Here is a 24,733-nt window from a genome sequence, read left to right on the forward strand (position 1 = left end):
GGCCCCTTAATTCATGATGTCACAATCTCATCTCGGTTATGGGCTTGGTCTGCGCAGCCCTCACTACGGGCATTTTCTGAACGCGCGCCCGAAATCGGTCGACTGGCTGGAAATCATTTCCGACAACTATATCCGCGCCCACGCAGGCTATCATGACATGCTGTGCGATCTGCGCACCGACTATCCCATCGTCATGCACGGGGTCGGCTTATCGATCGGCACCACCGATCCGCTCGATGCGGATTATCTGAGCGCGTTGAAGGCGCTGGCCGACAGGGTCGAGGCCGCCTGGGTGTCAGACCACCTGTGTTTTACCGGCATTAATGGCCAAAACAGCCACGACCTTTTACCTATACCCTATACCGAAGAAGCGCTTAAACACCTCATCCCGCGCATCCATCAGGTGCAGGCCGCGCTGGGGCGGGAACTGGTGCTGGAAAATGCCTCAACCTATGTTGAATTTGACGGCGCGACCTTGAGCGAGGCTGAGTTTTTCGCCGAACTTCATACACGCACGGGCTGCGGTATTTTGCTCGATATCAACAATGTCCATGTCTCCAGCTTTAATCACGGCTGGGACGCGCGTGGCTATATCGATGCGGTGCCATCGGCGGCGATCAAGCAGTACCATCTGGCCGGACATACCGATCACGGCGATTACCTGTTCGACACCCATAATGCGCCGGTCGCCGATCCGGTCTGGGCGCTGTATGACTATGCGCGGTCGGTACATGGTGAGCGGGCGACCATGATTGAATGGGACGCCGATATTCCGGCGTTTGAAGTGCTGGAGGCCGAACTGGATAAGGTGCGCGCCCGATGATCTACCGCCACCAGCTTGAGCAGCTATATGAGGCGGCGACCGGACGCGGGGCGGCGGATATGGCTCTGTTTAAGCCATCACGCGGCAATATTCTGACGCCGCAACGGCGGTTGAACATCTATGCCGATGGCTATCATGAACGGTTAAAAGCGGCGGTCGCGGCGGACTATCCGGCGCTTGCGGCCTTTATGGGAGCAGAGGCGTTTGACGCGCTGGTCGCCGCCTATGTCGAGGCCACGCCGTCGCGCCACTGGGATTTGAATCTCTATCCCATTGGCTTGCCCGACCTTGTGTCGCCCGGCCCGGCCAAAGATCTGGCGACACTGGAGGCTGCGATTGTCGCGGTATTCTGGGCTGCGGACAGCGCGCCCCTGACGACAGCGGATCTGAGCGGCATTGATGATGAGGCCTTTGCTCAGATGGGCTTTAAGCTGCGCACCGCCTCGCACCTGCTGAGTTTCGAGGCAGCGCCCAACGCCTATCTGACGGCGCATAGGGCGGGTGGTCCTGCCATGATGGGGGCAGGGCCGGAACACCTGCTGATCGTCCGCCACGACCACGAAGTCCATCGCCACGACCTTGAGCCACTGGAATACGACGTTCTAACGCGACTGTCGCAAGGCCAAAGCCTGACAGACGCGATTGCCACCGAAGCCGCTGCCGAACGCTTACCGCACTGGCTGGGCCGGTGGCTGACGCACGGGTTTTTCAATAAATCTTAACGCTACAGCTCGACCTTGGCGACCTTGTCCTTAAAGTCTTCCTTGGGGTCGCTGCCCAGCAGGAGTTTCAGCCCCGCCATCAGGCTTGAGGCATCGACCCAGATTTCGGCATCGCGCGCATCAAAGCGCAGCAATTGCAGTTTCGGGTCGTCCTTACCCGTGAACCACGCGGCGATGAACGGGTTCCATAACCGGTCGATTACGGCGCGGTCATTGTGCGGGTTTAGCGCACCGTACACGGTCGCAAAGACATTGTGGCCCTTATCGGCAAAGGTAAAGCGTGCCGTCTCATCTGGCGTCAAAGCCTTAGCCAGTTCGGTGTCTTTTGAGGTGAAAATCCAGATCGGCCCGCCTTCGTCGCCGTCCACCAGTGCGGTCATCGGCCGCGGAGCGACATTGCGCAGGCCCAGCATGACCGTGCGGTCAGAGCGCAAAGCTTTCCAGAATTTTTCGGTGATGTCTTTTTCGGTCATATGCGTTTCTCCTGATTTCGGAGCGACAGTGTGCGCCCATGCCCATAAGCGTGCGATGCGGATAATATGGGGTGTGGCTAAATAAGCTGGCTATCAGTGGGCTAATGAAACCGCGAGCCAGCTCAGAACACGCGCGACAAAGTCCCCAACGATGGCGAGGGACTTTGGAGTGAAATGGCCAGAGCGAAGCGACTAGCGACCAAGCGGGAGCGCAGGCTGCGCGCCGCCAAGGGCCTGTGGCCCTGAGCGCCAGAAAAAAAAGCATTTCTGAATTTTCGGAGAAAATGAGGAAATTGTGGACCCGACATGGATTGCACCTGTGACCCCTACGATGTCAACGAACAAGAAACCTAACAAAATCAAAACGTAGCAAAACGCCGTAATGATACGCAAACAAAATAAGGCATTCCGCTTATACTGAGTGCCATTATCGTATCATTCTGCACTAGCCCCATCTGGATTAAAGTCGGGGTAAATCGAACGCGTTTTTTCTGTCGGTTGTACTTAGATCGGGAATAAGAAAAGGAAGATCTGGCCGCCTGAGTTTGACCCCAGGCGACCGGTTTGGACGTTATTCCGCAGCGACCGCCACTTCATCTTCAGGGCGCCACAGGCCGCTCATTTTCCATTGCTGTTCTAGTACGCCGGGGCCGTACAGTTTGGAGCCACCGAGCGTTTCAGCGATCGCTTGCAGGCGCGCGCCTTCTTCGAGGTTTACGATGGTGTTGGCCAGCGCCAGGATACCCTTACGGCCCCACACGGTCGATCCACCATTAGCCTCAAGGATGGCGAAGTGGCTGTTGTCCTCCTCAAGGCGCTCAAGGATGTAGTTGGCCTCGCCCTGACGACGGTCGATATAGACCGGCAGTTCACGGATGCGGGTCCAGCGCTGCACCGGCACATAGCGGATGGGCAGGGTACGGTGGCTTTGCGACCATGCGCCTAAATAGACCGAGTGGACGTGGCTGACGGTGGTGATGTCGTCATGCTTGCGAAAAATCGGCAGGTAGCGCCCGCCACCACCCGCATTTTTGGCTTCACCCAGCAGAAGGTTGCCGTCAAAATCATAGACCGCAGGTTTCAGCTCAGAGTCGGGCGCGAACGGGCCGGGATAGCCGATCGAGACGATCAGGTGCTCATCGGGGACCCGCTGAACGAAATTGACGGTACCCGCCGGGGAGATGGTGTGGGTGTCGCGCAGACCCTTAAACGCAATCGCGGCATCGGTTTTAACCTGTTCAACAAAGTCGAGCACGGTTTGAGACAATGTAGTCATGAGTGTGTTTCCTTTATTCAGCAGCAATAGATAATGAGGCCTGACGGCCCCGGACGAGGGGGAGGACTTCTTCGCCGACGCGGTAAGCTTCTTCGAGGTGCGGGGTGCCAGCGAGGATGAAACTGTCGGTGCCAAGGGCGATTAACTCATCCAGCTTCTGGGCGCATTGCTCATACGATCCTACGATGCCGAGTGCCGGGCCGCCACGCAGTAGCGAGAAACCGGTCCACAGGTTCGGCCCGATGATAAGTTCATCATAGTGTTTGGCATCCGAGGCTTTGAACGCGGCCTGACGGGCGGCACCGACGGAATCGGAAGCCTGTTTAAAGCTGTCGCTACGTTTGTGGGCAGTGGCCTCGAAACCGGCCTTGGCATCGGCCCAGGCTTCTTCTTCGGTCGGACGGGCGATCAGGTCGACGCGGACCGAGCACTTGATTTTGCGACCCAGCGCGTCGGTTTTTTCTTTTACAGCACCGAATTTGGATTTCAGTTGCTCGAACGGCTCCAGCCACGATAGGTAGTAGTCGGCGTGTTTTGAGGCTGATGCTAAGGCGGCGTCCGATGAACCTGAGAAGTAGATTTCCGGCAGGTCGGTGGCGGCGAGGGCTGCGGGTAGCTGGCCGTTTTCGACACTGTAGAACTTGCCGTTCTGGCTATAGGGGCCGTCTTTCCAGACGCCTTTGAGGATGTCCAGAAACTCGGTGGTGCGGCCATAGCGGTCATCGTGAGCGAAGCTGTCACCCCACCACAGTTGCGAAGGGCCACCGCCGCCGGTGATGATGTTGAACAGGGCCCGCCCGCCGGTGGCCCGTTGCAATGAGGCGGTCAGGCGTGCCGTTTCCACCGGATTGATAAAGCCCGGCTGAAACGCGATCATGAAGCGGAAGGTCTTGGTTTCACGCGCCAGATGGGACGAAATCACCCACGGATCGTCGGTCATGGGGAATGACGGGATCAGGCCGCCGTGAAAGCCGGAAATCTCGGCTGCCTTGGCGATCTGGGCGACATGGTCGATATAGGTTGAGCCATCGGGCTGACCGTCATAAAGGCCGGGGGCCTGATTGCCTTCGGTCAGGGGCGCCCAGTCGCCGCGGGTCAGGCTGGGATTACGCACCGAGGTCGAGCAGCCGTGGGTCGGCAGTCGCCAGAAAAAATCAATGGACATATCTGTAACTCCTTATGCGGCTTTGCGGAGGGCTTGCCGGATGCGCGGCAGGACGTGCTCGCCGATGCTGTAGGTGGTCTCAAGGCTGTGAGGGGCGAACAGTTGAAAACGATCAACGCCGAGTTCGCCCAGCAGGAGGAGATCTTCGGCCAGACTGTCGTAATCGCCGGTCAGGGTTTGAGAGTCGTCTTCAAAGCCTGAGCGTTTGGCCTCTAATGCGGCGCGATCAAGGTCATCATGAGCAAAGATGCGGGCCTTGAGTGCGATTTTAAGGGTGCGGCCCTTGGTGGCGGTCAGCGCTTTCAGGCGGGCGATTTTGGCGGCCAGATCAGCCGTGCCCAGCTCAAAAACATGGACATCGCCGTAACCGGCTGAAATCTCCAGCGCCTCGGATGTCTCACCGGAAAGGCTAATTTCCGGCAATTGCCAGCCCGATAGCGGCCCAACAAAGCCGCCTTTTAAGACCTCGAAAAACTCACCCTTAAAGGTAAAATCATCGGACGAACCGACACCTTTGGAGACGATCAGAAACTCTTCCAAACGGCGGGCAATGTCGGTATCAGCCACGAAATCACCCAAGGCTTTGCGGGTGACCGCATTCGTTGACGTGGCTAGCGACCAGCCCAGACGGTTGCCGCTGTAGCGCTGAAAGGTCACGGCCTTCTTGGCGAAATAGACGGCTGAGCCCGCGCCGGGGGAAAACTCAGCGATGATTGTCGGGCGCTTGATGTCGCGGGCGATCAGGCCGGCTACGATCCATGACGCTTCGCCCGCCACGTCATCGGGTGCTATCAGGCCATCAAAGCCAGTCAGTTCGCCAGCGCGGGCGACCTGAGTGATGTAGTCGATATTGGTGTAATGGCTTTTACGCAGATCGCGGATGGTGGCGTTGGGCGTATCATTGGCGGGTGCCAGTTGATCGAAGGCTTTCGAGCGGCCATCGCCGGCGGTCGGCAGATACCAGTAAAATTCTGTAGTCATGGTATGTTCCTTTAAGCGGCCTGTGAGGCAGTGAGGGGCAGCGGGTCATTGAGGGCCGCCTGAAGCGGTTCGGCGGCGATCCAGTTGCGGACATTGACGGAGGCGTCGATCAGACCGTGGCGGTGCAGAAAATCGGCCTGGTCCTGAAAGGCATCGATGCGGGCCTTCGACAGATTGACATCGAGAGTGTGGGGCAGCCCCGCGCCATAGCCTTTGTGGACGGCATCGGCGGTGGTGCCGGTCTCGAAAGCGATGATATCGGCCACGCTGTCTGAATGGTTTTTGGCCCAGGCCGACGCGCGGTTGAGGATTTGCAGATAAAGCTTCACCAGTTCGGGATGATCGCTCAGGAAATGCTTATGGATAGTGATCGGGCGCGGCGTGCCGTTATTGATGCGCAAAGCCGGATCGGTCAGGGTGTTGATATCAAGCACAACGTCCAGCCCATGCTTTTCCTTTAGCGCGACGGCGGGCGCCCCCTTGGCGTAGATGACATCGACCTCGCCATCCAGCAGGGCCTGCTCGCTGACCTGCGACCATGTCCCGCCGCGACGAGGGGTTTGCCAGTTGACCTCCGGTGCCGTCAGGTTTTTCAGGGTGACATCGTCAAAGGTCAGACCCGTCAGATGAAGCGCGGTCTCATAGCCGCGCAAACCCATCGCCCGCCAGATATCAACCGCGCCCGCTGCGTTCGACAGGCCCAGCGTCTTGCCCTTAAGGTCGGACAGGTCACGGATTCCCGAACCGGGCCGCGCCAATAAGAGTTGTGTTTCATCCACCCACGTCAGGCCGATGACGAGGGTGTGGTCTTCACCGTTGGTGGCCAGATTGCGCGCCCGCGACCAGAAGGCCGGCACATTGCCGCCTTCGCGGAACAGGGCCTTAAGGTCATGGTAGAAATGCTGGGACCGCAGTTTCGGATCGTTGGAATCCTGTAAGGTTTCGGTCTTGAAACCGTGCTGATGAAACGCGTCAGCAAACCAGCCCTGATTGAGGGCAATGGCGGTGGCGGTCGGCACGGGGCAGCGGGTGATATAGACGGTGTCGGATGGCACCAAAGGGGCAAGGCGTGACGGCATCGGGGCTCCTATTCGGCTGAGGTTAAGCGGCCTTCGAACACGAAGGTCTGTAAGGGGCGGCGCATCGACGGGGTTTCCTGCGCGTGAAAGGTCTCCGGCAGGTCATCAAGGCCCGCACGACGGCCAATAGCTATGGCGGCTTCGACATGGTGGTTGTCAGGCAGGCCTAAGATTTCAGGCGCGGCCTTACGGTCAAAGCCGCCGATGGCGCGGGTCGAATATCCCAGCAAATGAGCCTGATGGGCGAATGCGCCCCAGGCAGCGCCTGTGTCGAACGAATGACTGCCGACCGGCACGGTCTGATCCTGAAAAACAAAATCCTTGCGCGAGACGATAAAGATTATGGCTGAGGCTTTGTGCGCCCAGGACTGGTTCTTAGGATTGAGGAGCGAGAACAGAGCGTCCCAGTCGCGGCCATCGCGGTGGGCATAGACAAACCGCCACGGCTGGGCATTAAAGGCCGAAGGGGCCCAGCGGGCGGCCTCGAAACAGGTATAAAGATCGGTTTCCGGGATCGGCTCTCCGCTCAGGGCGCGCGATGACCAGCGACCGGTAAAGATCGGATCGACCGGATAGTCGCTCAGGCGTGCGGGGGCGGTATCAAAGCTCATTGATCGTCTCCCTTGATCAGGCGCACGACCGAATTGGGGGCTTCAGGCACATTGGTTAGTTCGGCCAGAATCTCGTCCTTCAGCCTATGCAGAACCGGTGAAGCGCGGTCACGCGGATGGGGCAGGTTGACATCGACGGTATGGGTGATGCGGCCCGGATTGGCCTGCATGACCACCACCCGGTCGCCGAGATAGAGCGCTTCTTCGACATCGTGGGTGATCATGATCATGGTCGAGCCCTGCGCCAGCCAGATGCGCTGAAGCTCACCCTGAAGGTGTACGCGGGTCAGGGCATCAAGCGCGCCGAACGGTTCATCCAGCAGCAGCACCTTGGGCTCATTGACCAGTGAGCGGGCAATGGCCGCGCGTTGGGCCATGCCGCCGGAAAGCTGATGCGGGAAGGCTTTTTCAAAGCCCTTAAGACCGACCAAAGCGATATGATCGGCGACCAGCTTGGCCTTGGCATCCTTTGAAATCTGACGGTTGGTGAGGGCCAGCGCGATGTTGTCTTCCAGCGTCATCCACGGGAACAGGCGGTGGTCCTGAAAGACCAGCCCTCGCTCCAGCGACGTGCCGGCGACGCGCTGACCATCAAGAGTGATGGTGCCGTCATAGGTGTCATCAAGCCCCGCAATCAGGCGCAATAAGGTGGATTTACCGCAGCCGGACGGGCCGACGATTGAGACAAATTCGCCGGGTTGCACATCAAGCGAAAACTCCGACAGAACCTTCAGTTCACGGTCTTTGAAATTGAACTGCTTCTTGATGCCTTTGAGCGAGACGGCGCCGGTTTGTTTGACCTTGTGGCCGGGGATTTGAGAGTGCGGAACATAGTCCATGAAAAGCTCCTAAGCGCGTACAGAGCGCCAGCTTAAGACGTGCTGGCTGAGGCGTTTGATGAGGAAATTGATTGCAAAGCCGGTGAGGCCGACGAACAGGATGCAGACCAGAACGATATCGAGACGGGCCTGTAGCTGGGCCTGCTGCATCATCGCACCCAGACCGGCCCCTGATGAGAACAAAAGCTCAACCCCGATGGTCGAAATCCACGTAAAGGCCAGCGCCTGAAACAGGCCGGTAAAGATGGACGGCAGGGCCGCGGGCCACTGAATACGCCAGAAGGTCTGCCAGCCATTGAGGCGGTACACACGGCCGACATCGAGCAGGCGAGCCTCAACCTGCTTCAGCCCCTCAAAGGTATAGAGCACGGTCGGGTAAAAGGCCGACAGGGCGACGATGATCAGTTTGGACAGGTCGCCTGAGCCAAACCACAGGCCGATCAGCGGCAACCAGCCCAGAATAGGCACCTGACGAAAGCTGTTGTAGATGGGTGAGGCGGCCCATTCGACCGGCTTTGACAGGCCCATCGCAATGCCGACCAGCGTGCCGATACCGCCGCCGATCAACAGGCCCGATAAGGCGCGGCCAAGGCTGGAGCCATAGGACAGGGCCAGTTCACCGGATGAAAACATATCGATAAGGGCCTGACCTACCTGTGCCAGAGAGACGAAGGCCAGAGCGTTGGCACCACCCTTGGCGGCTTCATGATCCCACCACAAAAGGAACAGGACGGGCGGGATCAGGCCCAGTAGCCAGACCGGTTTGAAGGCGTTTAAGTTTAGGGTTTTTAATGTCATGATCGGCCTCACGCGGTCTTCCAGCGCAGGGCGTGCGCTTGCAAAAGCTGGAACAGGCGATCAAGACCAAAGCCGATGACCCCGGCGACGATCACCCCGACCATGACGATATCGAGGCGGAACATCTGACGGCCCATTTCCATCATTTGCCCAAGGCCGCTGTCGGCCACGATCAGTTCTGCGGCCACCAGCACCAGCCAGGATCGGGTCAGGCTCAGGCGCACACCGGCCAGAATATTGGGGATGGTGGCAGGGATTAGGATTTTGCTAATCAGCACCCACCATGGCGCCCGGTACAGCGACGACACCTCGAAATAGGATTTCGGCACGCCCTTAACGCTGTCGTAGGCGGCCAGGGCCACGGGAAAAAACGCGGCCTTGGCGATGATGACGATCTTGAATACTTCGTCGATGCCCAGCAGCAGGATCAGCATGGGAATGAAGGCCAGAACCGGTATCTGACGCAGGGCCTGAAATGTCGGGCCGAAAACCTGCTCCACCGTTTTCGATAGAGCCAGCGCCAGCCCGAACAGCAGCCCCAGCGACGCACCGGTGGTAAAGCCGCCTGCCAGACGGGTCAGGCTTTCCGACAGATGGCGTTGCAATTCACCGGTGGCGATGACTTCGCCAAAGGCCGCCACGACAGCGGTAGGCGAGACCAGCACTTCGGGCGGGAACAGTTTAAACGCGGTCACGGCCTGCCACACAATGAGCAGTAGCAGAGGCGAGCTGACCGACAATATGAGTTTAAGATCAGGCTTCATGAGGGTTGGTCCCTTTGAGAACGAAGAACAGGTAGCCGGCGGCCAGCCACAGCACCGGCAGCCACAACAGGTAGATCGACTGGACCCCGGCGAATTTGGACACGATGCCGCCTGCCAATGCGCCGACGCTGGAGCCGGTCATGGACGACAGGTTAAACAGGCCGGACACTTTAGATTTTTCGCCGGGATGGGTGCTGAGCAGGCGCATGTTGACGAGGTGGACGATGGATTGCCCGGCACTGAGCAGGACGGCTCCGATGGCCAGGGCGGCAAACCCACTGGCCGTACCCAGAATGATCAGGGCCAGTGTTCCCAGAACCAGACCTGCCCCGTAGGCGATCCATTTGTTGAGCGTGCGCGTCAGGCGGCCCGCTCCGAACAGGGCCAGCACCGTCATGGCGCCGTGGAATAGCATGATGTGGACGCCGTCTTCCTTGGTAAGGCCGTTCAGGTGGGCGGCCACCACGATGATGAAGGCGGCAAACAATGACCCTGTAGCCGAGGAGATAAATTCGATGACGCAGCTTTCCGATACGTCTTTGTTGCGCAAAAGTCCTCTCGCCTCAGAGACGATGCCATTAGCGCTCAAGCCTTTGGGGGCGGGCGTTGAGGATGACGACCTTTGGGGCGCTTCGTCGGTGAAGAAATAGAGCGATCCCACTGCCATGATACCGAACAGGGCGGCGATAATGGCGAACGACCAGACGTAATCGACATGCTGCGTAAGTACCGTCGCCAGCGCCGGGCCGATCAGGGCCAGACCGGCGGTCAGCGCGCCGCGATACCAGCCGGCCTTACCCACACCGATGCGGTTAAGCTGGGCCAGAAAGGTCGAGTTCATCGACACGATCCGAAACGGAATGCACAACCCGATCACCAGACGACCGACCGCCAGACCGATGATCCCGCTGGCAAACGGCAGCAGCAGATTGACGATCAGCGGGCCTAATGAGGCGATGGCGTAAACCCTGCGCGCCCCAAAGCGGGCGATGATGAAACCGGCGGGGACGGTGACCAGCACCATGCCGATCGATTCCATCGCCATGATCAGGCCGATTTGAAAGGCATCGGCCCCAATAGCCAGCGCAAAAAACTGGGTGACGACCTTAGCCAGACCGATCGAGATGCCGCTGATCAGGGCAAGGGTTGAGAACCCGGCCAGAAAAACAGCCGGTGAGGCGGCGGCCAGGGGAGGATTAGCAGAGGCCGCCGCCTCGGACGTTCCGGCACCAGAGGGGGATAAGGACTCCGGGGCCGAACTCATTGAACCGGACCTGTGACGGGTGTTTCTTTCCAGAACCCTGTCAGGCCCAGTTCATCAATGCCTTTATTGACAAAGGTTGGGTCGATGAAATCGCGGCTGGCGACCTCTTTTTGGACAAGCTTGTTCTCAAAAGTGTATTTCGACACATCATCGAAATGGCTGACAAATCCCTGATCAATAATGGGCGAGAAATGGTCTTTCCAGTCACCACCTTCGTTGGCGTAGTCGCGCTCCAGCACGCTGGTCGGATTATTGCCGCGCGACGCCAGTTCAAGGAATGCGGCGCGGTTTTCCGGCTGTGAAGCCCAGTGCGCGGCCTTGATATAGGCGTTGACCACGGTTTGGGTCAGTTCAGGGTTTTGCGTGGTAAATTCAGTACGGGCAAACAGGCCGGTCCGCATCTTCCATTCGGGATTGGACTTGGTCGACCAGATGATGGTGCCGGCGCCCTTGTCTTCCTGAAGTATGGCTTCGGACAGGGTAAAAACCGCATCGACCTTACCGGCGGCCAGCGCCGAATAGGCGGCCTGCGGGTTGAGATTATAGATCTTGAAATCGGTAAGCTTCAGGCCTTTGGAATCCAACAGTTTGGCCAGTGTCAGCTCCCACGGGCGGCCACGATGGATAGCGAGCGACTTGCCCTTTAAATCCTCGATGGATTTGGCCTCCAGCCCCTTACGCACGATCAGATAGGCATTGTTGCCCTGACCGGAGGAGGTGATGGCGCGGATGTCCACGCCACCGGACTTGGCGATCAGGGCCGGAAAATCACCGTAGCCCGCAAAGTCGATGCGCTTGGCCGCAAAGCCTTCGTTGATCAGCGGGCCACCGACCGAAGTTGGCACCGGCAACCAGTTCAGAGCGACACCTTTTTTCTTGAGTTCCCCTTCAAGCCATCCCTGATTGATCACCACCTGAGACAGCCCGTTAAAGGTCGGCTTGCCCTGATAGGTGTAGGAGATAGCCGCGATGGTCACCGTTTCCGGCAGCTTGGCGGCAGGCTTTGAGGCCGGTTTTTCACCGCAGGCCGCAAGGGTCGCTGTGATGCCGATAACGCCGGTCAAAAGGGTGCGTCTGAACATGGTCGTGGACATACGAATATCCTCCCTTAGAACTTGGCCGAGACGGTCACGCCATAGGTGCGCGGGTCGCCATAGGTGGTCAGGCGTGCGCCCTGCTGGGTACCGAAGGTCAGGATTTTGTAGGTCTCATCGGTCAGGTTGCGGACATAGGCCGATACCTCCAGATCATCGCCAATGGCGGCTGTGACGCGGGCATTGCCGAGCGCATAACCCTTTTGTTTCTGATACTGAGACACCAGATAATCGAGCTTGGTGGGATCGCTTTCCTGAGCATTGACGGTGAACCACTGTGAGGTGCGGTAGCTCCAGTCGGTGGCCAGCGTGACGTCTCCAAAGCTGGTCGGAATGCGGTATTCCGCCCCGACCGTGCCGGAGAACTTCGGCGCGCGGGTGAACTCATTACCCTTGCCGAACAGCAGGCCGGTATTGGGGTTATTCGGAATAAAGTCTTGCGTATATTCGGTATCGAGCGTGCCGATTGCCGCATCAAGGCGCAGTTTCGGGGTGGGCTTGGCAGAGATATCAAGCTCGATCCCCTTCGACCAGCCCTGAGCATTGATCAGGCGCGCGGCAAAGGCGGTGGTGCCGCCGGTAACAATGGGTACGCCCTGCACCAGCACCTGAGCCTTTTTGTAGTCATAGTAAAAGGCCGACAGGTTGACGCGCACGCGCTTATCCCACCACTGCGATTTTACGCCGCCTTCGTAGGAATAGAGATCTTCGGGCTCAATGCCGCTCGGATCAAACTGGTTGGACTGGGTGGCGCTGGCCTGGAACGTGCCGGAGCGGAAACCGCGGGCGTGCTTGGCGTACAGCAGGACGTCGTCGGAAACCTTGTATTGTGGGGTGATATCCCACGTCCAGCGGTTCCAGGTCTTGGACGGTTCGGACACATAGGGCTGATACGGAGCTGATGAGGTCACCGCTGACCTTAGCCACCACTGGCCGGTATTGGTAAAGGTAATCAGCGGCTTGGCGGAGGTCGGAGCTAGGGCCGGATCGACTGTGTTCAGGCGGCGGGTTGAGGCTTCGCCCAGACCGTTCAGGATGTCGATCTTAGCGTCGCGTTGTTCGGTGGTATAGCGCAGGCCACCGGTGATCGAGAACTTGCCGGTAAAGTTATAGGTGCCCGATCCGAACAAAGCGTAGGACTTGGCTTCCTGATCATATTTCACGTTCTGGAAGTAGGTGTGGCGCCAGCGCTGGGCCCCGGTGCCGCGATCAAGATAGGCCGTGGTTTGCAGGGTGGCGGTTGAGGAATCGGAAGAGAAATCTTCGTAGAAATAATGGAAGCCGGCGATCCAGTTGAAGCGGTCATCACGCGGCGAGGTGATGCGGAATTCCTGCGTGACCTGGGTGCTCTGGATATCCGCATAGGAGCGTGAGCCTTCGAACGCCGTGAAATCACCATCGGATTTCGAGACTTGCTGGCCGTCATCATAGGCGGTGATCGAGGTGAAAGTGTAATCACCCGGCGTCCAGTTGACGGTGAAAGTCGCCCCCTTTTGGTCGGTGCGGGATGAGCCGTCGACATTGGACGAACCCGCATCCGGTGCGTTGGTCGGGGTGTTGCCGTAGTCATCGGCAAGGGCCGATGCGCCCTTGAAGGTGGCATTATCTGGATAGGCGGGCTCAATGTAGCGGGCAATCGGCGTGCCGTCGGAATTGCGAGCGCGTACTGAGGCCAGGACTTCGACATTATCCGAGACCTTGCCCAGCAATTGAAAGCGCAGGGCGGCGTCCTTGACCTTGCCGAAATCGTCCTCGCCGGTGACATTGTTGCTGGCGACCCCGCCACGGTTTTCCAGACTAAACGACAGGCGCGCGGCGATGTTGTCGCTGACCGGGCCGGTCACAGCACCCTGAGCGTTATAGGCATCGAGATTGCCGACACCGACGCGGGCATAGCCGCCGGTCTCGAACTGAGGCTTGCGCGAAATATAATGGATCGCACCGCCGACCGTGTTCTTGCCCCACAGGGTGCCTTGCGGGCCGCGCAGGACTTCGACCCGGTCAAGGTCAAAGGCCGGGAAGGCCTGAAACCACGGGGCGTTAAGGTAGACTTCGTCGATATAGACGCCGACGGGATTGACGACGTTGGCGCCCGGATCGTTGGAGCCGACGCCCCGGATGAACCAGCGCGGACGGTTGCGCGACTCGGTCTGAGCGGCTGAGGCATTGGGGATGAAGCGCACGACATCGCCGGCCGAGCGGATTTCATTACGTTCCAACTGCGCACCGCCGACCACAGAAATGGCGGTCGGCACTTTTTGGGCGCTTTCCGAGCGCTTATTGGCGGTAACCACGATGGTCTCGATACGGTCTTCGCGGTCGTCTTTTTTCAGGTCTTTTTCGGCCTGAGCTTCGCGGGTCACGGATTGCGCCACATCATCGGCGGAGGCGAGCAACAGGTCTTGGGCAAACGCGGGTGCGGTAATCAGGGACAGGGTGGCCGCCGAGGCAAGCCACAGAGTTCGGCGCGCAGAGGCCTGCACGACGTTCGGGGAGGTCGTCATTGGGATGTTACTTTTCGTTATTTATGACCCGTCTTGTGACGGGCGATTTATGCAGGGATGCGGGCGTAAGCGCTGTCGGCTTCCAGCCGCTCGAACGGCACTCTGGAGATCCAGTCGGGCACGGAAAAATTGGACTTCAGGAAGCCATGTTCAAACAGAAAGTCCTTGAAGTCAGACAAAGCGTTGATAGCCTCATCATTCAGGTAGGTATCGAGATTGTGGTGAACATTATCACCGTAGGCTGCGCGCACCAGATCGGGGTAGGATGAGGTCTCACGGGCAATGAAGTCATGGGTCTCATTCGGATGCTGACGCGCCCAGTCACCGGCTTCGACCACACGCTTGAGGAAGCGGGCGACCAGATCAGGGCGGGCCTCAAGCAGTTCGGAATCGACCGTCAGGGTACGCGGCGCACCATTGTTGATGCGCACCTTCGGATCGGGATGAAAGCCGATATCGGTGACAATGTGCGCCGCCAGCGCGCGGGTGATTTCAAGGCCGGACACGCCCTTGACGAAGATCGCGTCAACCTCACCGTTCAGCAGGGCTTTGATTTCGGCAAAGTAACCTGAACGTCTGCGGATGCGGCGACCGGAGGTGTCGACATCTGAGCCTGCCTCAATTGTGGGTGGGGCGATGACATCGACCAGTTCGACGTTCTTGAGCGCCAACCCCTCCAGTTCCAGAGCCTTGTAATAGGCGCGAAGGGCCGTGGCGCGGTTGAAGTCGATGCTGCCCGGATTGACCGGCAGGGCCAGCTTGCGCCCCTTCAGGTCTTTAATCGTGCGGATGCCTGAACCGTGCAAAGTGATGATCAGTAGCGATTCATCCGTCCAGTTCAGCCCGATTACGCGGGTGTCGCGGCCATTAGCCCTGGCCCAGATCGCCGGAATATTGCCGCCCTGACGAAAGGAGTTTTGCAAGGTGTGGTCGAAGTGAGATTCCTTGACCGCCGGATCAAGGCTTTCCTGAAGCGATTTTAGCTCAAGCCCTTCAGAGGCAAATTCATCACGAAAATAGCCCAGTTGCACAGCCAGCCCCAGTGGTGTCGGCACCGGGCAGCGCGTGTACCACAGGTTTGGGATTTCATAAGCGCCGTCAAGGCGCACGCCGGAAGGATTGCCCATGAGATGAGCCTTTCTAAATCGTTGGAGTCTGGGGTCGCGTGTCAAATGCGGACACGGCTCAGACAAATGATGGGGAAAAGGCGACGTTGACGTCCGGCCATGAAATTTAGGGCGCCCCATGCATATGGTTGGCGTATTTTTATTCCTACTAATTCTGTGTTAATTTGCAAATTAGAAATTCTGCCTTAAATCGGGAGAGTAGCTAATTTGTTGTTCTGCGTTGGTATGTTACCGTTTCAAATGGCGAAACAAGATCCAAAGTATTCCTATTATATGGATCAAATTTAACGGCCATTAACGTGACTGGGCTGATCGCAGACGTTGCCAGCATGTAACAACGGAATGATGCCGCACGGTTAAAATCACGACGAAGGAGGAGATATGGCCCTACGCCAAGCCTGATCAAAACCTACGAAAATAAGATCAATTCGCTTGAAGCTGATAGGATCGAAACTCGTGAAGCCATAGCAAAATGGCGAGTGCCAAAGGATGATTTCGAGTCTGGTTTTAGAACCGCGCAATTGGCCATTCCGTTCAAGTTTATCAACGGTTTGGACAGTGCGGCTATGTCAGATAAGAAAATGGTGGACCCGACAGGGATTGAACCTGTGACCCCTACGATGTCAACGTAGTGCTCTCCCGCTGAGCTACGAGTCCACTTTATGCGAGGAAGCGGTGTATAACCAAGCCTCCCCGCCATAGCAAGCCATTTTTCGGGAAATCTGTGGGTTAATCCCACAATCAGATATAGGTTGCTTACGCCGCGATCAGGCGTTCTACTTCGGTCACGATCTCGCGCCCGCCCTCAAGGAGCGAAGCGTTAGGGCAACTAAAAAACTGCGCGAGAATCTTACGCCGCGATCAGGCGTTCCACTTCGGTCACGATCTCGCGCAGATGCACCGGCTTTTCGAGCACCTTGGCTTCGGGCGAGGCTTTCTGGGCGTTAAGCGCCACCGCGGCAAAGCCGGTGATAAACATGATCTTAAGGCCGGGCTGGCGCTGGCCGGCGATCTTTGCGACTTCGATGCCATCGGCGCCTGGCATAACGATATCGGTCAACAGCAGGTCGTAGGGGCCCTGGTCGAGCGCTTCGATCGCGCTGTCGCCATCGGCGCAGCTTACGACCTCATAACCCGCCCGTTGCAGGGCGCGGGTCAGGAAACTGCGCACGGAATCTTCGTCTTCAGCCAGCAGAATTTTTTTCATGGTACCCCAAAATCACTAAACGCCTTACGTCCAGATCAGGCGCCGTCCCGGTGTTGATAACCGATAATAACGCAACTGACGTAAATTAGGGATGAAGAACTCGCACGAATGGCCTACTAAATAGCTAATATGGATACGAATGTTTCTCAACTGTGGCACTTGTCCCGCGATTTTATCCCGGCGGTCGATGTGATCGAGCCGGACGGCGGGGAGGGCTGGCCGTTGGTGTTCGGTCTGCCCCATTCCGGTCGTTATTATCCCGACAGCTTTGTTCAGGCCGCGCGCGAGGCCTTGCCGGTGCTGCGTTCAACCGAAGATGCCTATGTCGATGACCTGATCGGGTTTTCAAAGGACATGCACATCCGCTGTGTCCGCGCCGTTTACGGGCGGTCGTTTGTCGATGTTAACCGCGATCCGCGCGAACTGGATGCCCGTCTGATCAAGGGCGCTTTGCCCAGGGATGCCCTGACCCAGACCCTGCGGGTGCGCTCCGGCTTTGGGGTTATTCCGCGCTGTTTGAGCGGACAGAGGGAAATCCATCTTCATCCCATCGGGATTGATGAGGCCAAGATCCGTATTGCACGGGTTCATGCCCCCTATCACCATGCTTTGAACTACCTGTTGCGGCAGGGCTGCGCCCAGTTTGGCACCATTATGTTCATCGACTGGCATTCCATGCCGTCAACCACACAGGCGGGCGGGTCGCGAAAGCTGCCGGATATCGTGCTGGGCGACCTTTATGGGGAAACCTGCGCTCCGGAGCTGACGCGCTTTGTGAAAAAGCAACTGGAAGCTCAGGGCCTTAAGGTCGGGCTGAATATGCCCTTTGCCGGGGGCTATAATATGGAAACCTACGGTAAGCCGCACCGGGGCGTTCACGCGCTGCAGATTGAGATCAATCGGGCGCTTTATATGGATGAAGCTACGCTGGAGCGTACGGCAGGGTTTGCTACGCTCAAAGCGGCGCTGGCGTCCGTTATTGAGGTCCTTAAGACGTTCCGCCTCGGAACTCCCTGAATTGGGGCAAAAAAAAGCCGCGCTAATAACAAGCGCGGCTAAAGTCTACAGGGAGGAAACGCCCAGGAAGGGCATCGACGTAAAAACGTCGAACAAGATCAAAATAGTTTGCGGTGCGAAAAATCGCAAGTCCAAAAGTGCATTTGTATGATCACGTATGGTTACAACTGCAAAAACATTAATGTCAGTACCGTGATTTTTAACGGGCTTTTCTAATCTTGCGGCTCTTTTTTAGGCAGGTGGTTTGCGCGGTCGTCCTTGTGCATCGCGAGAATATCTTCCAGAGGCAGTGTATCTTTTTCATAAAGCGGACGGGTGCGGGTGGGGTAAGGGTGTTCCTCCAGAAGTTCGCGCATCCGGCGAAGTCCGCGTGAGGCCTGTGAATTGGCCTGCCGGTAGCCTAGCAGAAACACGGCGCCCAAACTGGCAATGATGAGGGCCCAGGGCCCGAACAGCCACGCACCTGCCGACAGCGAGAAATAGTAACCGCGCACCCCTTGCGAAAAATTCGACATGGCCGGGTCGATAATATCTGAGGCCGCTTCGGTGAACTTGTCGGCGGTCTCTTTGTCGACATTGAGTGGGATGGCACCGAAGGCCGCCACGCAGTAGTTCATCTGCCGCAATGCCCAGACGAAGTTCAGGAGGCCACGCGCCAGACAAAGAATAACCAGAGACAGCTTGATCACCAGCAAGGAGGACGACGTATCGATTCCCAATCCTGTGGCGTATTGGAAGGTGACGTCGGTGCTGAACAGGGCCCCCCCGATGGCGGCGATCAAGATAAGGTTAGCTGAGGCAAAAAAGCTGGCCGAATTGACACCGTGCCCAATCAGGTTGGAATCGAACAGCTTAAAGTCGCGAATGACCATTTCCCGCATCCAGGCGTGGCGGACGACGGTCAGATCCTTAAGCAGCATGCCCCGGCGTTTGGATAACAGCTTAATCAGATGTTCGTAGCCTAACCAGCACACGAAAAAGATTATTAGGGCGGCAATATCATGCCTTAACGTCATAAAATCCAGATCGGACATCTTACTCTCCCCGCATGTAGATGTTCACTGTTTGCCACGGTATTGATTTCATTAAGCTTAACAGGTCGTTTCCGGTACAATCAGCAATAGGGTTTTTGCGCCATAAGGCACAAAGTTTTCACTTTTTCCAACTCTTCGCTTGTGCGAACAGCCTCAATCTCTTAAATGGGCTCAACTTTGTTATATAATCAAAAAGCCAAAACTTATGAATATAGATAAGATTTCTATTGGTCCTAACGCGCCGTGGGACATTAACGCTATTATCGAAATTCCCCAGGGTGGCATGCCGGTCAAGTATGAGCTGGACAAAGATTCCGGCGCTCTGTTTGTCGACCGTTTTCTCTATACCTCTATGTTCTATCCCGGTAACTACGGGTTTATTCCGCACACCCTCGCGGATGATGGCGACCCGTGCGATATTCTGGTGGTCGGCCCGGTGCCGGTCTATCCGGGTGTTGTGATCCGTTCGCGTCCCATCGGCGTGCTGCTGATGGAAGACGAAGCCGGTAAGGACGAGAAAATCCTGGCCGTGCCGGTCGATAAACTGCACCCGTACTATAGCAATGTTTCAAGCTACCGCCAGATGCCGGAAATCCTGATCGAGCAGATCGCGCACTTCTTTGCGCACTACAAGGATCTGGAAAAGAACAAGGTCACGACCCTCAAGGGGTGGGGTGAGCCCGAAGTGGCCGCCCAACTGATCCGCGAAGGTCAGGAACGTCTGGCCGCCAAGGTTGGCTAAGGCCGCTTCTGTTTAAGTTATAAAACCCGTTCCGGTTCCGGAGCGGGTTTTTTTATGCCGATTTTTTGTTTTGTCGCGTTTAAACGCTCTGGTGTCGAAAATGTTACTCAAAGCCATGTCAGGCTGCGATTTGCGGCTTTTCACATCTGCAGTTAGCGGCTTAAAGTCGGGCGGGTGCAAAAAATCAAGGAGCGGGCAATGGATATTCTGAATGGTGTTTTAGGCGCATTGGGCGGCGGCGATAAAGGCGGCCTTAATCTGGAGGCCCTGCCGGGCCTGGTGGGTAATGGCGGATTGAATGACATTGTAGGCCAGCTTTCGCAGGGCGGTCTACAGGACGTTGTGCAGTCGTGGCTGGGTAATGGTGCTAATCTGCCGATATCGGCCGAGCAGATTCAGGCGGTGCTGGGCTCTGATCAGCTTGCTCAGATTGCTCAGACGATCGGGGTTAATCCGGCGCAAATCGCCGATGTACTGCCGGGCCTGATTGATAAGCTCAGCCCCAATGGTCAAATCTCAGCCGGCGGGCTCGGCGATATTGTTGGGCAATTGGGCAGCAACGATATGGTGCGCGATGTTCTGGGTGGCCTTTTTAAGCGCTGATCGATTCTGATTGAATGGGTGTGGATTATGTCGGGATACGCCTTATTTCCGACATAATTCAGCACCTTAATACCGTTTTTCTTGCAAATATGTGCAATTTTTTCGATATATTGTGCGTTTTGATAGCGCTACCATGATAAATTATACGAAAAATCACGGTTAATTCGTAATTTTTCCAAAGTCATTTTCAAAGAGTCTTTAAATTACAATTATATGACGACTGGTGACCGTTATGGTTGACCAATTTGGATGACCTAGATTTCGTCACAATATCTGTTACAATGTAATCATTGCAAGGCGTCAGCAGTTTTAGCGGGACTGTGTGTTTTTGTCGTAATCTACCCGTGTACTGTACCTGAGTTCCCCCATTCACCTTACATGCCCAAGAAGAAAATTATGCCAAGTTCCTCCCCGGATGTGGCATCGCGCCTTTATGCTTTGGCAGTGGCGCGTGACACAGCGAATTTAGTAGATATGGATGCCGCCCTGGCCATGGCGCGGGCATCTGTGCGTACCCTTATGGCTCTGTCGCCACAGGCGGCCCTTCTGATGCGCTCGTTTGCGCAGGAAGAAATTGACCGCTTGTCGATGGAGTGCACCGAAGAAGCCGAAGGTGCTATCGCGCTGGTGCGCGAGGCCCTTGACCGAGTGTAATAGAGTTTAGTTCGCGTCACACATTAGAGCACGTCCCGAAAACCGTTTCACACTTTTCGGGACGTGCTCTAAAAAACGCCCCGGCATCAACCGGGGCGTTTTTTGTGATTTATTGGGGGGCTAATGACCCTCTCAACGGGGAATACAGAGGGAAGTAAAGTTTCACGGCGTCTCTGCTGCCGCTGTTTGAGAAATGGCCATTATCGTTAAACATGAGCCGCTCGCCATCACGATAGGTGCAGTGGGTGCCATTCGGGCACAACTGGGCAAGCGGGTCGATAAAGGGCACATTCCCGACTTCTTTACGCAACAGTTCGTTGATTTCCGGGCCGAAGCTATTGGCGGCTACGCTTGGGCGGGGCACTTGCTTTGCCTGACGGTAGGCAATCACGCCGATGTCGGTCACGAACAGGGGGGACTGCCCGATGACATATGTCTTGACGCCCATGGCGTTTAGCGCCGTGAGCGTCGATTGAATCTGATCCAGCCCGCGGCTTTTTACATCGATCCACCGTGCCGATAAAATAACCGTTTTGATATTCAGGCGCTTGATGAGTTTCAGGGCATTGGCGTTGAAATTCTGGCAGTTCGGGCGGGCGTATGAGTAGTATGACAGAACGGGCGGGCAGCCGGCGGCGGTATATTGATAGACGGTATAAGGGATGTAGGCCGCGCTGTCGGTGATGCCGGGCACATAATGGGCGGCGTAAGAATCTCCCCATAACATGACGGTTTCCGGCCCGTTGTTAACGATGCGACATGTATCGGCGGACCATTTCTCAAACGCAATGGGCGCTTCAAAGAAACAGGTGTCATTGTTCCAGGCGTTGGGGCGGGCATCCGCGACCATGACGGGGGCGTAGTCTGGAAAGCGATCCGGCATGCCTTTCATCGCAACGCCCGCGACGCCTACCGCAAACAGGGCGGCTAGACCGGCCAATGTTCCGCTTAACAACAGGGCGCGTGGTGGTGTGAACGTCGGTGAACGGAAAGGTTGCTCCACAAAGCGCCAGCTCAACACGGCAAGCACGAAGCTTACACTGATGATCAGACCGGCCCAAATCAGGGTGGGTGGCTCCAGCGTGACGTAACGCACGAATACGGTTACGGGCCAGTGAATGAGGTACAGCGAATAGGAAATCTTACCGATAAAGACCATAGGGGCCCACGACAGAATCCGCCCGCCAAGGCCTGCCGGAAAGGCACCGCTGTAGATCAGCAGAACCGCACCCAGAACGGGCGGCAGGGCGGCCAGGCCCGGAAACGGTGTGGCTTCGGAATAGACGACGACGGGCACCAGTATCAGCGCCAGACCCAGTCCGCCCAGCGTATGCGCCACGACCGCCGTGCGCGGCGCAGGCAGGCGGGCTAAGGCCAGCAATGATCCGGCCAGTAACTCCCAGGCCCGTGTCGGCAGCATGAAGAAATTCGCGGTCGGGCCGACATTTGTCATATAGAGGCTGAGGCCAAATGAGCCTGCGGCGGCGGCGGCAAACAACCAGAACCAATGCTTTTTGAACAGTTTGTAAGCGATCCACATGACGATGGGCATAAAGATGTAGAACTGCTCTTCGACCGCCAGAGACCAGGTATGAAGTAAGGGGCGTAGCTGAGCGCTGGCTTCAAAATAGCCTGAAAACTTCCAGAAATATAAATTGGAGATGAAGGCCGCTGTCGCCGCGACGCTTTTTGAGAAGTCCTGAAAATAGACCGGCAAGAACAGGAACCAGGCCGTGATCCAGGTTGCGATGATAACGGCGGCCAGCGCCGGTATTATGCGCCTTATGCGGCGCTCGTAAAATTGTGAGATAGAAAAGCGTCCGGTCTCAAGATCATCGCGCAATATGCCGGTGATCAGGTAGCCTGAGATGACGAAAAAGACATCGACCCCGATGAAGCCACCGGATACGCCCGGAACTCCGGCGTGAAACAGGACCACGGGCAAAACCGCCAACGCCCTGATGCCATCTATATCCGCCCGGTATTTCATTCCAACCCCTTGATCACACTGATGACAGGGGCTGCTGCCCCTCACAGAGGCGGTTGAACCGACGCATCTGTGAGGGACAAATTAGAATCGCAAGATTTGATTTTTAGTGAATGGCGCTTAATCGGCTGTCGAATCGACGATTTCGGCGTTCGGGCCGTTCTTCAAGATCGATTCGATGGCATTTTTCGCGCCCGCTTTGGAGCTGTAGCCTTCGGTCCAGAAGATGCTCTCGGAATTATACTTGAAATAGGCGACGAATTCGCCGGCCTTGTTTTTCTTGATCTCGAATGTATGCGCCATGGCATCCCCGCTATGAAGTCTCTGAAAAGAGGGCTCAATTTCGCGCAAGGTAGTTGAGGCTGTCAAGTCGGTCCGGGGCGTGCAGGATCACAAAGCCTTGATAATTCGCATTGCCCGGAAATGGATCAGCGCTGTTTCAGGCCGTGGTGCCAGACCAGCCCCAGAAACCCGCCCTTGATATAGGGCAAAAGCCAGAGCGTCAGAGCGCCCATAACCGCAATGGATGATGGGATCAGGATTTCAAACGGATAGTGCATAAATACGCTGTCAAACATGAACAGCGGCGCAATCACGATATGACCGACGATGATCATGGTGACATAGGCGGGGCCGTCATCGCACGGATATAGCCCCAGCGGCGTGTGGCAGTGATCGCAGGCGTCGACGATCTTGAGGTAGCCCTTAAAGGCGCGGCCTTCACCACAGGCGGGGCAGCGGCGACCAAGACCGCGCTTAATGGCGGTCATCAAGGGGGGCTTTTCGGCGGACATAGATAACCCTGTGGCTTGGCCGGTTGTGTGTTTCGGACCGGATGTATTTTTTATGATCATAATAACCTAGTTGGCTTATCAGGATATGAAGATCAAGTCATCCGGCGTGTGCCATACAGTCGCAGGTTTGCCGCGTTAAAATGATGAGGTTGAAAAACAAACGCTTGCATATCATATAAAGATATCTTTATATGATTATATGAGATTGAAATCAAATCCTGTATTGGGGGCGGCGCTGCTGCTGGAGGCCTTAAAGGCGGCCGGTGAGCCGACGCGTCTGCGCCTGTTGCGAGTGCTGGCCGATGAGGAATTGTCGGTCATGGAGCTGGTACAGATCTTAAACCAGAGCCAGCCGCGTGTCTCGCGCCATCTTAAGCTGATGAGCGAGGCCGGTCTGATTGATCGCTTCCCTGATGGGGCCTGGGTATTTTACCGCGCATCAGACGCGCCCGCAATCCGTCCGCTGGTGACGGCCGTGCTGGATGCCTTGGGGGATGACTATGCCGACGATGTGCGCGCGCTGGATGATATCCATGCTCAGCGCCTGAAATCGGCCCAGAGCTATTTTGAAAATATCGCCGGCCGGTGGGACGAAATCCGTTCCCACCACATTTCCGAAGCCGATGTCGAAGCGGCGATCGTGGATATTCTGGGTGATCAGCCATTTGACCATCTGGTCGATCTGGGCACCGGTTCCGGGCGCATGCTGACCTTGTTGGGGCCGCGGGCCAAGACCGCGACCGGCCTTGATCTGTCGCAGCAGATGCTCAATATCGCCCGCGCCAGAACGGCCGAGAGCGGCCTGACGGGCGATATAAGGATCGACTTTCGCCACGGCGATATTGCCGATACGCGCTTAAGCGCCGACAGTGCCGATCTGGTGATTGTCCATCAGGTGCTGCACTTCCTGCCCGATCCGGTGCAGGCGGTGCGCGAAGCCGGGCGTATCCTTAAATCCGGCGGGCGGCTGCTGGTGGTTGATTTCGCACCCCACGGCCTAGAGCACATGCGTGAGCAATATCAGCACCGGCGCTTAGGCATCAGCGATGAGGATATGTCGGGCTGGCTGATGCGGGCGGGCTTGACGCTTAACAACGACACAGCCCTGCCGCCGGTGGATGGCGCAGGCCTTACGGTGCGCATCTGGCTGGCGCGCAAAGACTAATTCAAGAATA

25 protein-coding genes and 1 tRNA gene are annotated in these 24,733 nt (G+C 57.0%); 7 read left to right on the forward strand and 19 right to left on the reverse strand.

The window, feature by feature from the left end:
- The first annotated feature begins 13 nt into the window (after window positions 1–13).
- Together bufB and IE102_RS06235 are read left to right on the forward strand one after the other, a co-directional pair.
- The gene (gene bufB, locus IE102_RS06230; RefSeq protein ID WP_189485543.1) at window positions 14–823 is read left to right on the forward strand and encodes an MNIO family bufferin maturase; all 810 of its coding nucleotides are present in this window, start codon (window positions 14–16) and stop codon (window positions 821–823) included.
- Entirely contained in the window at window positions 820–1,545 is a 726-nt protein-coding gene (locus IE102_RS06235) for an HvfC/BufC N-terminal domain-containing protein (protein ID WP_189485544.1), read from the forward strand. The genes bufB and IE102_RS06235 overlap by 4 nt, the downstream gene beginning before the upstream one ends.
- Before the next feature lie 2 nt (window positions 1,546–1,547).
- Here the strand turns inward: IE102_RS06235 and IE102_RS06240 are convergent, their stop codons facing one another.
- The 15 genes from IE102_RS06240 to IE102_RS06310 all read right to left on the reverse strand — a co-directional run bounded on the left by IE102_RS06240 (window position 1,548) and on the right by IE102_RS06310 (window position 16,727).
- On the reverse strand, window positions 1,548–2,018 hold the full coding sequence (locus IE102_RS06240; RefSeq protein WP_189485545.1) for a pyridoxamine 5'-phosphate oxidase family protein: 471 nt from the start codon (window positions 2,016–2,018) through the stop codon (window positions 1,548–1,550).
- A gap of 571 nt (window positions 2,019–2,589) precedes the next feature.
- Complete coding sequence (locus IE102_RS06245; protein WP_189485546.1) at window positions 2,590–3,294, reverse strand: class II aldolase/adducin family protein; 705 nt, start codon at window positions 3,292–3,294, stop codon at window positions 2,590–2,592.
- Window positions 3,295–3,307: 13 nt separating this feature from the next.
- A complete protein-coding gene (locus IE102_RS06250; protein ID WP_189485547.1) occupies window positions 3,308–4,459 on the reverse strand; it encodes an LLM class flavin-dependent oxidoreductase in 1,152 nt (383 codons plus the stop codon).
- 12 nt (window positions 4,460–4,471) lie between these two features.
- A complete protein-coding gene (locus IE102_RS06255) occupies window positions 4,472–5,440 on the reverse strand; it encodes an LLM class flavin-dependent oxidoreductase (protein ID WP_189485548.1) in 969 nt (322 codons plus the stop codon).
- An 11-nt stretch (window positions 5,441–5,451) separates the two neighbouring features.
- Window positions 5,452–6,519: an ABC transporter substrate-binding protein gene (locus IE102_RS06260; RefSeq protein WP_189485549.1), complete on the reverse strand. Its 1,068-nt coding sequence runs from the start codon at window positions 6,517–6,519 to the stop codon at window positions 5,452–5,454.
- 8 nt (window positions 6,520–6,527) lie between these two features.
- Window positions 6,528–7,130: a nitroreductase family protein gene (locus IE102_RS06265; RefSeq protein WP_189485550.1), complete on the reverse strand. Its 603-nt coding sequence runs from the start codon at window positions 7,128–7,130 to the stop codon at window positions 6,528–6,530.
- Complete coding sequence (locus tag IE102_RS06270) at window positions 7,127–7,969, reverse strand: ABC transporter ATP-binding protein (RefSeq protein WP_189485551.1); 843 nt, start codon at window positions 7,967–7,969, stop codon at window positions 7,127–7,129. The genes IE102_RS06265 and IE102_RS06270 overlap by 4 nt, the downstream gene beginning before the upstream one ends.
- A gap of 9 nt (window positions 7,970–7,978) precedes the next feature.
- On the reverse strand, window positions 7,979–8,767 hold the full coding sequence (locus tag IE102_RS06275) for an ABC transporter permease (protein WP_189485552.1): 789 nt from the start codon (window positions 8,765–8,767) through the stop codon (window positions 7,979–7,981).
- Window positions 8,768–8,775: 8 nt separating this feature from the next.
- The gene (locus IE102_RS06280) at window positions 8,776–9,531 is read right to left on the reverse strand and encodes an ABC transporter permease (protein WP_189485553.1); all 756 of its coding nucleotides are present in this window, start codon (window positions 9,529–9,531) and stop codon (window positions 8,776–8,778) included.
- On the reverse strand, window positions 9,521–10,795 hold the full coding sequence (locus tag IE102_RS06285; RefSeq protein ID WP_189485554.1) for an MFS transporter: 1,275 nt from the start codon (window positions 10,793–10,795) through the stop codon (window positions 9,521–9,523). The genes IE102_RS06280 and IE102_RS06285 overlap by 11 nt, the downstream gene beginning before the upstream one ends.
- The gene (locus IE102_RS06290) at window positions 10,792–11,889 is read right to left on the reverse strand and encodes an ABC transporter substrate-binding protein (RefSeq protein ID WP_189485555.1); all 1,098 of its coding nucleotides are present in this window, start codon (window positions 11,887–11,889) and stop codon (window positions 10,792–10,794) included. Before IE102_RS06290 ends, IE102_RS06285 begins: the two co-directional genes overlap by 4 nt.
- A 14-nt stretch (window positions 11,890–11,903) precedes the next feature.
- Window positions 11,904–14,393 (reverse strand): TonB-dependent receptor, encoded by a 2,490-nt coding sequence (locus tag IE102_RS06295; RefSeq protein ID WP_189485556.1) that lies wholly within the window; start codon window positions 14,391–14,393, stop codon window positions 11,904–11,906.
- A gap of 47 nt (window positions 14,394–14,440) precedes the next feature.
- The gene (locus tag IE102_RS06300; protein WP_189485557.1) at window positions 14,441–15,520 is read right to left on the reverse strand and encodes an ABC transporter substrate-binding protein; all 1,080 of its coding nucleotides are present in this window, start codon (window positions 15,518–15,520) and stop codon (window positions 14,441–14,443) included.
- Window positions 15,521–16,102: 582 nt separating this feature from the next.
- Window positions 16,103–16,177, reverse strand: a tRNA-Val gene (locus tag IE102_RS06305).
- A 193-nt stretch (window positions 16,178–16,370) separates the two neighbouring features.
- On the reverse strand, window positions 16,371–16,727 hold the full coding sequence (locus tag IE102_RS06310) for a response regulator (RefSeq protein WP_189485558.1): 357 nt from the start codon (window positions 16,725–16,727) through the stop codon (window positions 16,371–16,373).
- A 129-nt stretch (window positions 16,728–16,856) separates the two neighbouring features.
- On the opposite strand from IE102_RS06310, the gene IE102_RS06315 reads away from it, so the two are divergent.
- A complete protein-coding gene (locus tag IE102_RS06315) occupies window positions 16,857–17,744 on the forward strand; it encodes an N-formylglutamate amidohydrolase (RefSeq protein WP_189485559.1) in 888 nt (295 codons plus the stop codon).
- Between the two features lie 212 nt (window positions 17,745–17,956).
- On the opposite strand, the gene IE102_RS06320 is transcribed toward IE102_RS06315, so the two are convergent.
- Window positions 17,957–18,778, reverse strand: coding sequence for a DUF599 domain-containing protein (locus tag IE102_RS06320; RefSeq protein WP_229807587.1), 822 nt, complete (start codon window positions 18,776–18,778; stop codon window positions 17,957–17,959).
- A 205-nt stretch (window positions 18,779–18,983) separates the two neighbouring features.
- Here IE102_RS06320 and ppa point away from each other — a divergent pair, with 205 nt between their 5' ends.
- The 3 genes from ppa (at window position 18,984) to IE102_RS06335 (ending at window position 20,777) form a co-directional block, all read left to right on the forward strand.
- Window positions 18,984–19,520 (forward strand): inorganic diphosphatase, encoded by a 537-nt coding sequence (ppa, locus tag IE102_RS06325; RefSeq protein ID WP_189485560.1) that lies wholly within the window; start codon window positions 18,984–18,986, stop codon window positions 19,518–19,520.
- Between the two features lie 198 nt (window positions 19,521–19,718).
- Window positions 19,719–20,123, forward strand: coding sequence for a YidB family protein (locus IE102_RS06330; protein WP_189485561.1), 405 nt, complete (start codon window positions 19,719–19,721; stop codon window positions 20,121–20,123).
- A 396-nt stretch (window positions 20,124–20,519) separates the two neighbouring features.
- On the forward strand, window positions 20,520–20,777 hold the full coding sequence (locus tag IE102_RS06335; RefSeq protein WP_189485562.1) for a hypothetical protein: 258 nt from the start codon (window positions 20,520–20,522) through the stop codon (window positions 20,775–20,777).
- A gap of 109 nt (window positions 20,778–20,886) precedes the next feature.
- On the opposite strand, the gene IE102_RS06340 is transcribed toward IE102_RS06335, so the two are convergent.
- From IE102_RS06340 to IE102_RS06350, 3 genes are all read right to left on the reverse strand, one after another.
- Window positions 20,887–22,767, reverse strand: coding sequence for an acyltransferase family protein (locus IE102_RS06340; RefSeq protein WP_189485563.1), 1,881 nt, complete (start codon window positions 22,765–22,767; stop codon window positions 20,887–20,889).
- 117 nt (window positions 22,768–22,884) lie between these two features.
- On the reverse strand, window positions 22,885–23,067 hold the full coding sequence (locus tag IE102_RS06345) for a YegP family protein (RefSeq protein WP_189485564.1): 183 nt from the start codon (window positions 23,065–23,067) through the stop codon (window positions 22,885–22,887).
- Window positions 23,068–23,192: 125 nt separating this feature from the next.
- Window positions 23,193–23,558 carry a DUF983 domain-containing protein gene (locus IE102_RS06350; protein ID WP_189485565.1) on the reverse strand — a complete coding sequence of 122 codons (366 nt, stop codon included), beginning with the start codon at window positions 23,556–23,558 and terminating at the stop codon, window positions 23,193–23,195.
- A gap of 199 nt (window positions 23,559–23,757) precedes the next feature.
- On the opposite strand from IE102_RS06350, the gene IE102_RS06355 reads away from it, so the two are divergent.
- On the forward strand, window positions 23,758–24,723 hold the full coding sequence (locus IE102_RS06355) for an ArsR/SmtB family transcription factor (protein ID WP_189485566.1): 966 nt from the start codon (window positions 23,758–23,760) through the stop codon (window positions 24,721–24,723).
- Window positions 24,724–24,733 lie beyond the last annotated feature (10 nt).

The organism is Asticcacaulis endophyticus, from assembly GCF_014652575.1.
Taxonomy (GTDB): Bacteria; Pseudomonadota; Alphaproteobacteria; order Caulobacterales; family Caulobacteraceae; genus Asticcacaulis; species Asticcacaulis endophyticus.